The sequence below is a fragment of the Kitasatospora sp. NPDC088351 genome (assembly GCF_040685575.1).
Classification (GTDB): domain Bacteria; phylum Actinomycetota; class Actinomycetes; order Streptomycetales; family Streptomycetaceae; genus Kitasatospora.
On record NZ_JBFBIL010000111.1, the window covers coordinates 1 to 8,496 of the forward strand.

6 protein-coding genes are annotated in these 8,496 nt (G+C 69.8%); all 6 read left to right on the forward strand.

The window, feature by feature from the left end; translation table 11 throughout:
- The first annotated feature begins 438 nt into the window (after nucleotides 1–438).
- The 6 genes from AB0P06_RS36300 (at nucleotide 439) to AB0P06_RS36325 (ending at nucleotide 8,275) form a co-directional block, all read left to right on the forward strand.
- Complete coding sequence (locus tag AB0P06_RS36300; RefSeq protein ID WP_363615178.1) at nucleotides 439–1,689, forward strand: ABC-three component system protein; 1,251 nt, start codon at nucleotides 439–441, stop codon at nucleotides 1,687–1,689.
- Nucleotides 1,686–2,171 (forward strand): three component ABC system middle component, encoded by a 486-nt coding sequence (locus AB0P06_RS36305; RefSeq protein WP_363615181.1) that lies wholly within the window; start codon nucleotides 1,686–1,688, stop codon nucleotides 2,169–2,171. Before AB0P06_RS36300 ends, AB0P06_RS36305 begins: the two co-directional genes overlap by 4 nt.
- Nucleotides 2,172–2,202: 31 nt before the next feature.
- Nucleotides 2,203–4,152, forward strand: a complete 1,950-nt coding sequence (locus AB0P06_RS36310) for a DUF3732 domain-containing protein (RefSeq protein WP_363615183.1) — start codon at nucleotides 2,203–2,205, stop codon at nucleotides 4,150–4,152.
- Between the two features lie 444 nt (nucleotides 4,153–4,596).
- Nucleotides 4,597–5,235, forward strand: a complete 639-nt coding sequence (locus tag AB0P06_RS36315; protein ID WP_363615185.1) for a hypothetical protein — start codon at nucleotides 4,597–4,599, stop codon at nucleotides 5,233–5,235.
- Between the two features lie 14 nt (nucleotides 5,236–5,249).
- Nucleotides 5,250–7,727: a helix-turn-helix transcriptional regulator gene (locus AB0P06_RS36320; protein WP_363615187.1), complete on the forward strand. Its 2,478-nt coding sequence runs from the start codon at nucleotides 5,250–5,252 to the stop codon at nucleotides 7,725–7,727.
- On the forward strand, nucleotides 7,727–8,275 hold the full coding sequence (locus tag AB0P06_RS36325; protein WP_363615189.1) for a hypothetical protein: 549 nt from the start codon (nucleotides 7,727–7,729) through the stop codon (nucleotides 8,273–8,275). Before AB0P06_RS36320 ends, AB0P06_RS36325 begins: the two co-directional genes overlap by 1 nt.
- The last annotated feature ends 221 nt before the right edge of the window (nucleotides 8,276–8,496 follow it).

Genomic DNA, 8,496 nt, shown 5'->3' on the forward strand with positions numbered 1-8,496 from the left:
CTGCCGAGTACGAAGCCGCCTACTACAGCCAACAGCAGCCAAACCTGCAGGTCACAGCAACAATCTAGAGTCTCTGCAGAACCCGCAGCGGTTCAGTACGTCCGCGAGACTTGGCCAGCCACCACAGCAGCGAGCCACGCCGCAGCTGTGGAGATCGAGCCCGCCGCAGCATCGCAGTGCGCCGGACAGACCGGAAACCGAGGACACCGGGGCCGGGCGGGAAACAGGCCCACGGTGCTGGGTGGACTGGCGAACTGGCCCCTGCAGGGCGGCGTTCGAACATGCGACAGCTTATTTGCAGAGCTGCGTGACGGCTGCCGAACCAGTGCTATGTTGTCGCCACGGGGGAGCGGCAGAGGCGCCCGGACGCAGGTCGCAAACCATCGGCCGGACTGCAGGAGCGCGCCGTTCGGACAAGCGCGATCAATAGTGGGCAACGTGGCGCAAGCTGGTTCGCATTCGGCCGCAGGCCAGATGACCGGGTATCTCTACCAGTGCGAACTGGCTCTGCTGGAACTCGCGCGCCGTAGCTGGGAGGACGCTTCCTGCTCCGTCCGGATGGAAGTCCTCGACGACATCGAGTTCCTGGACCCCGACAACCACACCCCACTGGAGCTGATCCAGTCCAAACACCGCGAAGCGGCGGGTCCGTTGAGCGAGGCCGGCAAGGATCTCTGGCGCTCGGTCGCCTCCTGGATCGATGCCCTGGAAGCCATCTCAGCCCCCTTGAGCACAGCGATGCCGCTGCTGCGCCTGGTCTCGACCCAGGTCGCTCCCGCAGGGACCTTTCTCTCGATGCTCCGCTCCGGAGCCCATCGGGACACTCGTGCCGCCCTGACTCGGATGGAGAAGGTCGCCGGAGACGAGGACGGTGCGGACGGTACGGCGAAAGACCGCAAACTGTTCATGTCGCTCAGCCCGTCGCAGCGCCATCAACTGGTCGACGCCATCACGGTCGATGACGGCGCCCCGGTGATGTCGGACCTGAACCCTAGTCTGGCCAAAGAGTTGGGGATCACGCCGAGCGACCACGCTCAAGCCGCTCTCGACGACATCAAAGGGTGGTGGTATGGCATGGCGATCGGACTGCTGGAGCGCAGGAACCCCAAGCGTAAGAGACCCGCGGTCAGCGCCCAGGAGCTCATGTGCCGCAGGGACGAAGTCCTCGACCGGTACGCCGGAAGGAACCTTCCGATCACCAAGACCCTGCGCAACCTCACCCAGGCCGAGATCGCTGGCTACGAGGACCAGCTCGTCGTGACTCAGATGCGATGGATCGGCTTGCCCGATCCCGAGATCGCCATGCACCTGCGCGAGTATCACTACGCACGCGCCCAGCGCTCCGAATGGCTGCGCACCTTCAAGATCACACCCGAGCGGCTCGGCGAGTACGAGCAGGAGCTGCACGACGAGTGGGAGCACGTCTTCCGTCGTCGCACCCGCCGTCTCCACGGCGACATGACCGGACCCGAACGCGAGTCCCTCGGTCAGGACGTACTGGACGACACTATGGACAGGGCCGCCGACAGACCTGCTCGCCCCGGCAGCATCACCGCACCGTGGATCGGCCGCGGCACCGTGCACAGCCTGGCCGATCAAGCGGACACCGCAGACCCGGACCGCGCCATCGGTTGGCACCCTGACTACAGGAACCTGTGCGAGCCCCGGGAAGAGGCACAGGACCAGTGACCACCAACCTTCATCACGGCGTTCCCGAGGCAGAAGCCCTCTTCAACCCTGCCTTCGGGGCCTACCTCCTGGCCAGCAGCGTCCACGCCGCGGTCAAGAAGGCGGAGAGCCATCTGCCGTGGCCCAGCGCCTTCCTCGTCCTCCCGCTCATCCTTCCCGAGGACACCCGGCGCTCCCTGCCGGGCAAGTCCACCGTGACCCTCATGGCCTGGGCTCACGCCAACCCGCGCCACCAGGCGGCCTTCGCCGAACGAGCTGCTGCACTGACCGACTACACCCGAGCCAGCCTGCGGACTGCCCTGCGCCACCAGGCCATAGGCACCAGCCCTCAAGGCCTGACGTGCCCCCGCGCCCCGAAGCCCTCCTCACAGGCCCCCGGAGAGGAGGTCGCCGAATGCGCACGCGCGGCCGTACTCGTCGGCCGCTGGCTTGCCGCGACAGACCCGGCCCGCGCCTTCACCGTCCTCGGCGTCCGTCCCTGACCCGCCCCGTACAAGGAGTTCCAGAACCGCCATGCAGCTGCTCGCCCTGGCCATGTACCACCGCGACGGCGGGACAGCCCCGAGAGTCCTGCGCTTCCGTCCCGGGGCGCTGAACGTCATCACGGGTGAGTCCGAGACCGGGAAGTCCGAGGTGCTCGACATCGTCGACTACTGCCTTGGGCGGAGAACACCGAACCTGCCCGACGAACCGATCGACCAGACCGTCGGCTGGTACGCACTCCTCGTCGTCTTCGACGACGAAAGCCGCATGGTCTTGGCCCGGCCCCGTCCCACCGGAGCCTCCACCCTCCACGCCATGGTGCAGACCGGCGACAGCCGTCTCGATCTTCCCGCAATTGGCGAACTCGCCCCCAACTCCAATGTGGCGGCTCTGCGCAGTGAGGTCAGCGCCCGGCTCGGGATCGAGGACTTCCGTTTCCAGCCGCCCTCCGGCGCCGGGCGAAACCCCTTCGACGTCTCGATCGCCCACGCCGCTCTCCTCTGCTTCCAGAACCAGAACGAGATCGCCGACAAGAAAGCCCTGTTCCACCGGCAGACCGAAACTGGAATGGCGCAGACGCTCAAAGACACACTGCCTTACTTCCTCGGAGCCGCCGGCCCCGAACAAGCCCTCCGGCGCCACCACCTCACGGAAGCTGCCCGTGCGCAGCGCGCGGCGCAACGCAAGTACGACGATGCCCTGCGCCACCAGGCCGTAACCGACGCGAACGGGCTCGCACTGGTGCGCCTCGCACAGAACGAGGGACTGCTCACCGACGTTCCCGCCGCACCGAACACCGCCCAGGTCGTCGATCTTCTGCAGCAGGCACTGGCCGCCTCGCCGCGGACCGCAGCACCGCTGAACCTGTCCGACCAGCGCCAGGGGCTGAACGACGAGCGCCGCACGCTGCGCGATCAGCTCCAGGAGCACGACGAGGCCCTGGCGACAGTCGACCGCTGGCAGCAGCAGGGCCGCGCTTTCACCGGGGAACTCCACCTCCAGCTCGACCGCCTCAAGACGCTCGCGCTGCTCGGCCCCGAGCACCAGCACGACACGAGCGTCTGCCCGATGTGCACCCAGCCTCTTCCGCAACCCGACCCGTCAGCGCAGGACATCGCCGCGCTCACCGGGCACCTGGCTGAGGAGCTCGCCCACGCGCAGACTCTGCAGCCTGTTCGTGAAGAGCACCGACGCACCTTGCAGGCCGAACGCGACAGCGTCGCCGAACGCCTCCGGCTCAACGGTGTGCAGCTGCGAGAACTGCTGACCAGCGACGAACGGATGCGCAATCTTCAGGAGCAGAACCTCCGCATCGCGCACATTCAGGGACGAATCGCCGAAGCCCTAACCCGTACCGGTTCGGACAGCGACATCAGCCGACTGCGTCATGACCTGGCCTTGGCCGAAGAACGAACCGCAGCGCTCCAAGTCCTCGCGGACGAGGACGATGTAGCAGCCGAGACCGAACGGTGCCTGGCCGGCATTGCCACCGACATGACTGCTTGGGCGAAGCGCCTCAAACTCGGACAGGCGGCAGACGCGACAGAGGTGAGCATCAGCCTCAATCTGCTCAACGTGGTCGTCCGGCGCCCGGCCGGCCGACTGCCACTCACCCGGATCGGCAGCGCCAAGAATTGGATCGGCTACCACCTCGTGGCCCATCTCGCCCTGCACACCTATCTGCGGCGCAACAATCGGCCTGTACCCGGTTTCCTCATGCTCGACCAGCCCACGCAAGCCTTCTTCCCCGAGAAGCCGCGCGACGCCTCGAAGATCCAGGACGCCGACTGGACCACTGTCACCGCCTACTTCACCCTCCTCAACGAGGTGGCACAACTCAACGAGGGCAACCTCCAGATCATCGTCAGCGACCACGCCAACCTGCCCGACACCTGGTTCCAAGACGCGGTCATCGCCAACTGGCGCCCCAATGACGACGGAAGTCGAAATGCCCTCATTCCCCCGGAGTGGCGCGACTGATGGACCATGGGCTGCCGGAATCGGCCTTCCGCAGCCAGTTGTATCCCGCACGTCAGGTGCCGCCTGGTAGGTCCTCTACGCAGTCGGAAGGAAGACCTGGCTGATGCTGCCCTTGTTGACCGGATCCTCCGACCTGTCACTGTTCTCGTCATGGCCGAGACTGCATGCTGTGCCAGTCGGACCCGGTGGCGCGGACCATACCCGTGGCCTGGGCGGGGACCCGTCAGAGCGGAAACGGGCCCCGGGGCATGCACCGTCAGCGGGTGCCGTTTATCGGCTCGACGTGACCGGAGGCGTGCCGGTTGACGGTCTGAATCAGGGCAGCGGCCGAGAGACCGACGAGGACTTCAAGGGGCGCGCGGCGTTGCCGCGCGCCCTTTTTTCGGCACCCCAAAAGAGACGTGTGTAGTATTTGGTTATGCCGTACTGTTTGGGGATTGTCTCGTGAGGATCAGCATCGGCGGCGAGCGGGTCGAGGTGCACGACGACCTCGCCCGGGCGCTGCTCGCGGCGCTGCGTGACGAGCAGCCAGTGAAGCCGCCGCAGGCCTCTACCTTCGATGACCTGACCGCTCTGGTGGACTGCATCAGCCGGGTCACCCAGCGCCTGACCGTGGTCAAGGAGTTGGCGATGTCCCGCGCGGACGCCACCGGCAGCTACTCCAACCGCCGCGCCCTCGGCATGGCCGCCGGCATGGCACCCTCACAGCTGGGCCGGGTGCTGGAGGGTCACGGGCTGCCGCGCGACCGCCGCGCCGGCGGCGTGGACCTGGCCGTTGCGTTCCGCACCACCGACGACGGCGTGCTGCACCTGGCCGCCGAGGAGGACGTGGCCGGCTTGCCCTCGTTCGCCCTGCCGTTCAACCCCGCGCAGGGCGTGGTGGAACCGACCCAGTTCGCCGGCCGGGAGCTCGAGTTCTACTACCGGCCCCAGGTCCCGATCGCGGTGGCAGACCTCGGGCGCACCGCCGGCTACACCCTGCGCCACGCCGAGCAGGGCCTGATTGCCTGCCTCACCGACCGGGTCTTCGATGCTTTGTTCGGCGATCCGCGGATCGACCCGACCCGACCCAACGGACGCTGAGGAGCGACACACCGATGTCGGATGACCTGTTCAACTCCGTCGACGCCTTGCTGGCGGCCGTGAACACCGGCCTGCCGGTCCCGGCCGAGCGGGTGCGGCTACGCCTGGCGGCCGGGCTGACGCCCGCGCAGATCGCCGCAGCTCTGCGGGTGGACTCGGCCCAGGTGTTGGGCTGGGAGGACGGCAGCGCCGTCCCGGGCCAGGACATCGCCCCGGCCTACGCGCGGCTGCTCGCGGGCCTGGCGGAGCGTTTCCCCGCGCCCGAGCAGCCCGCCGCTCCGGTTTCGTCGGTGCCGCAGGCGTTCACCGCTCCGGTGCCCGTCCAGGAGGCCGCTGACGGCCTGGTGGTCCCGGTGCTCGATCAGAACCCGGACGGCTCGCTGGTGATGGGTCCGGCGGCGCCGTGCGTGCAGTGCGGCCAGCCCTCCGTGTACCGCGCCCAGGGCCGCCCGATGCACCTGGGCGGGTTCTGCCGCCCCGCCGCCCCGGCGCCCGAGGCCGCCGTGGTCACCCAGCAGCCCGCCCTGCAGGCTCCGGCTCCGACTGCCCCGGCGCCCGTCGCCGCCCCGGCCGCGCCCGCAGCTGCTGCTTCCGTCGCCTCGGTGTCGGTCCGGCCCGCGCCCACCGCGTCCCCGGCCCCGTCGGCCAGGCCGTGCCCGGTGCCGGCCCGCACCGCTACCCGCCCGGCGGCGCAGCGTCCCGCCGGTCCGGCTGCTGCCCCGCGCTGGTGGCCGATGGTCGCGCTGGACGCCGCTGAGGACGGCACCTGGGCGCTGGACATCCCGGGCTTCCCGGCCCCGGCCGGGCCGAAGCTGGGCGACTGGTTCGCGTGGCTGGGCACCGGGCTGCCGCTGCGGGTCGAGCGCGCCCACCCGGCCGGGCGCGGCGGCGACGGCATGGTCTGCCTGACCGCCGGTACGCTCAAGCAGCTCGGCCTGCCCGCCGCCCTGCCGACAACCGAGAAGGCCCTGACCGCGCTCCAGGCCAAGCTGGCCAAGGCCGCCGCCACGGTGGGCATGGAGATCAGCGACCAGATCGGCCCGAGCTTCCACGCCTTCCGCCGAGCCGGTTCGGCTGGCGGCCCGAAGACCTCGGTGCGGGTCACGGTGGCGCCGTGGCTGGGCCAGGGCGACGGCCGCCAGCAGGCCGTCAGCGCCCTCGCCGCCCCGCTGGCCACCGCCCCCGACGGCACCAAGGACGGGCTCACCCTGGCCCGCCGCTTCCGGGCCTTCACCGCCGACCTGGGCGTCGCGCCGGGGGCCACGACCGCCTCCACCGCGATGCTGCTCCTGGACGCGGTGCGCCCGCGCGTGGAGTGGGTCAAGGACCAGGTGACGGGGGAGTGGTCCGCGCACCCGCGCGAGGGCGCCCTGCCCTCGGGTGACCTGTGCGTGCCGCCGGCCGCCGGCGCCCGGCACCCGCTCACCCGCGAACTCCTCAGCAAGGGGGAGGCGGTGTGCGAGGAGGAGGACTACAAGTGGTGGGCCCGCCCCCTCACCGATGAGGAGGCCCGGCGTCCGTGGGCGGTCGCGGTCGACGTCTGCGCCAGCTACCTCTCGGTCACCGACTCCCTGCGCCTGCCGGTTGGCCCGTACAAGTACGTGGAGAACCCGGCCTGGGACGGCGGCAAGACCGCCGGCCTCTGGTGGTGCGACTTCACCGGCATCGAGGTCGATCCCCTGCTGCCGCACCCGGCGACGTTCCACGGCCAGGCGCCGACCGGCCCGGGCTGGTACGCCACCCCCACGGTCGCCTACATGGCCACCACCTACGGCTTCGACCCGTCCACCATCACCGCCGCCTACCTGGCCGCCCACACCGCTCCGCTGCTCAAGGAGTGGACCGGTCGGATCCGGGGCGGCTACAAGCGCACCTACGCCAACCTCGGCCTGGTCGACGGCCAGGCCCCGGAGGAGTTCCTGGCAGCCTACGCCGCCCACAAGGACGTCGGCACCGACCCGGTCCGCGCGGACGCCCTGGTCCTCGCGGGCACCTACAAGAACGTCTACAAGGGCGGCATCGGCAAGTGGGCCGACTCCGCCCGCCACCTCGACGACCAGGTGTGGCAGGAGAAAGTCGCCGCCGCCTGGTCCTACGACCCCGCGCTGCGCTTCCAGGTCATCGCCGCCGCCCGCATCGCCGCCCACCGCCGCCTGCGCAAAACCCTGCTCCTCACCGGCCGGGCCCCCTTCGCCGTCAACGTCGACAGCTACCTGTACGCCGCCGACGCCCCGTCCCCGCTGGAGCTGCTCCCGGTCAAGGACGACGGCACCCCCGTCCCCGGCGCGCTGCGCCTGGGCATCGCCCCGGGCAGCCACAAGCACGAGTCCTCGATCTCGCTCACGGCCGTGGTCGAGGCGATGGAGCGCCGGGAGCACCCCTCCAAGCTGGTCCACCACTACACCACTGACGGCACCCCGATCGACCAGGAGCAGCCCGGCACCGACGGGGCCGTCAGCACTGGCAACGACGATGAGGAAGGCGGCAACTGATGGCGGGCGGGTTGTTCGGCCGGGTACGCGAGGCCATGTTCCCCTCCCGGAAGGCACCGGTGCAGTCCACGACGCGGGCCGGCCAGGTGCGGGACCGCAAGTACGGCGGGAACACCAAGGCCATGGCCGCCGCCTACGGCGTCGCCCCGCGCACCGTGCTGCGCTGGATCGACGGCACCCGCCACCCCACCAAGCAGCAGAACGTCGACCAGCTCCAGCGCGAGGCCGTCGACGTTCAGACCACCGAGCGCGGCCGCGAGCGCAAGGCCAAGCAGCTCGCGCAGCGCGGCACCGTCTCCGGGATCGGCGCCCGGGTCGGCCGCACCGTCAGCTTCGAGATCCGCGGCTCGGACGCCGTCCGTGCCCGCGACATCCACCTGAACCTGACGGGCGAGCAGGCCGCAGCCTTGGCCCTCGCCGAGGACGAGGACGAGGTGCGCGGAATCGTCGGCCAGGCCCTCGCCGACTACTTCAACGGCGGCGCCGGCTACGGCGGCTTCGGCCCGGACGACTTCGACTTCGACCCCAACGACTTCGACCTGAACTGACCCACCACAGCGGTGTCATCGCAAGGCTGGAATGAGGCTGGGATGAGGAAGGCCCCGCTCTGGCGTGGCCTTCCTCTTGCCCGGGTCCTCGGGATGCTGGGCCGCTGGCTCCCGTCCGGCCGTTAACCTGCGCGTTTCATCCGGGGTCGCGTCCGGATCATGATCGGAAAAGCGAAAGTGCCTTCTGAGCTGCAACGATGAGGCTTGTCTAAGGTCCCAGT

Coding starts and splice junctions, on each gene's coding strand:
- AB0P06_RS36325 (WP_363615189.1), top strand. CDS start 7,727: ATGGCGGGCGGGTTGTTCGGCCGGGTACGCGAGGCCATGTTCCCCTCC.
- AB0P06_RS36320 (WP_363615187.1), top strand. CDS start 5,250: ATGTCGGATGACCTGTTCAACTCCGTCGACGCCTTGCTGGCGGCCGTG.
- AB0P06_RS36310 (WP_363615183.1), top strand. CDS start 2,203: ATGCAGCTGCTCGCCCTGGCCATGTACCACCGCGACGGCGGGACAGCC.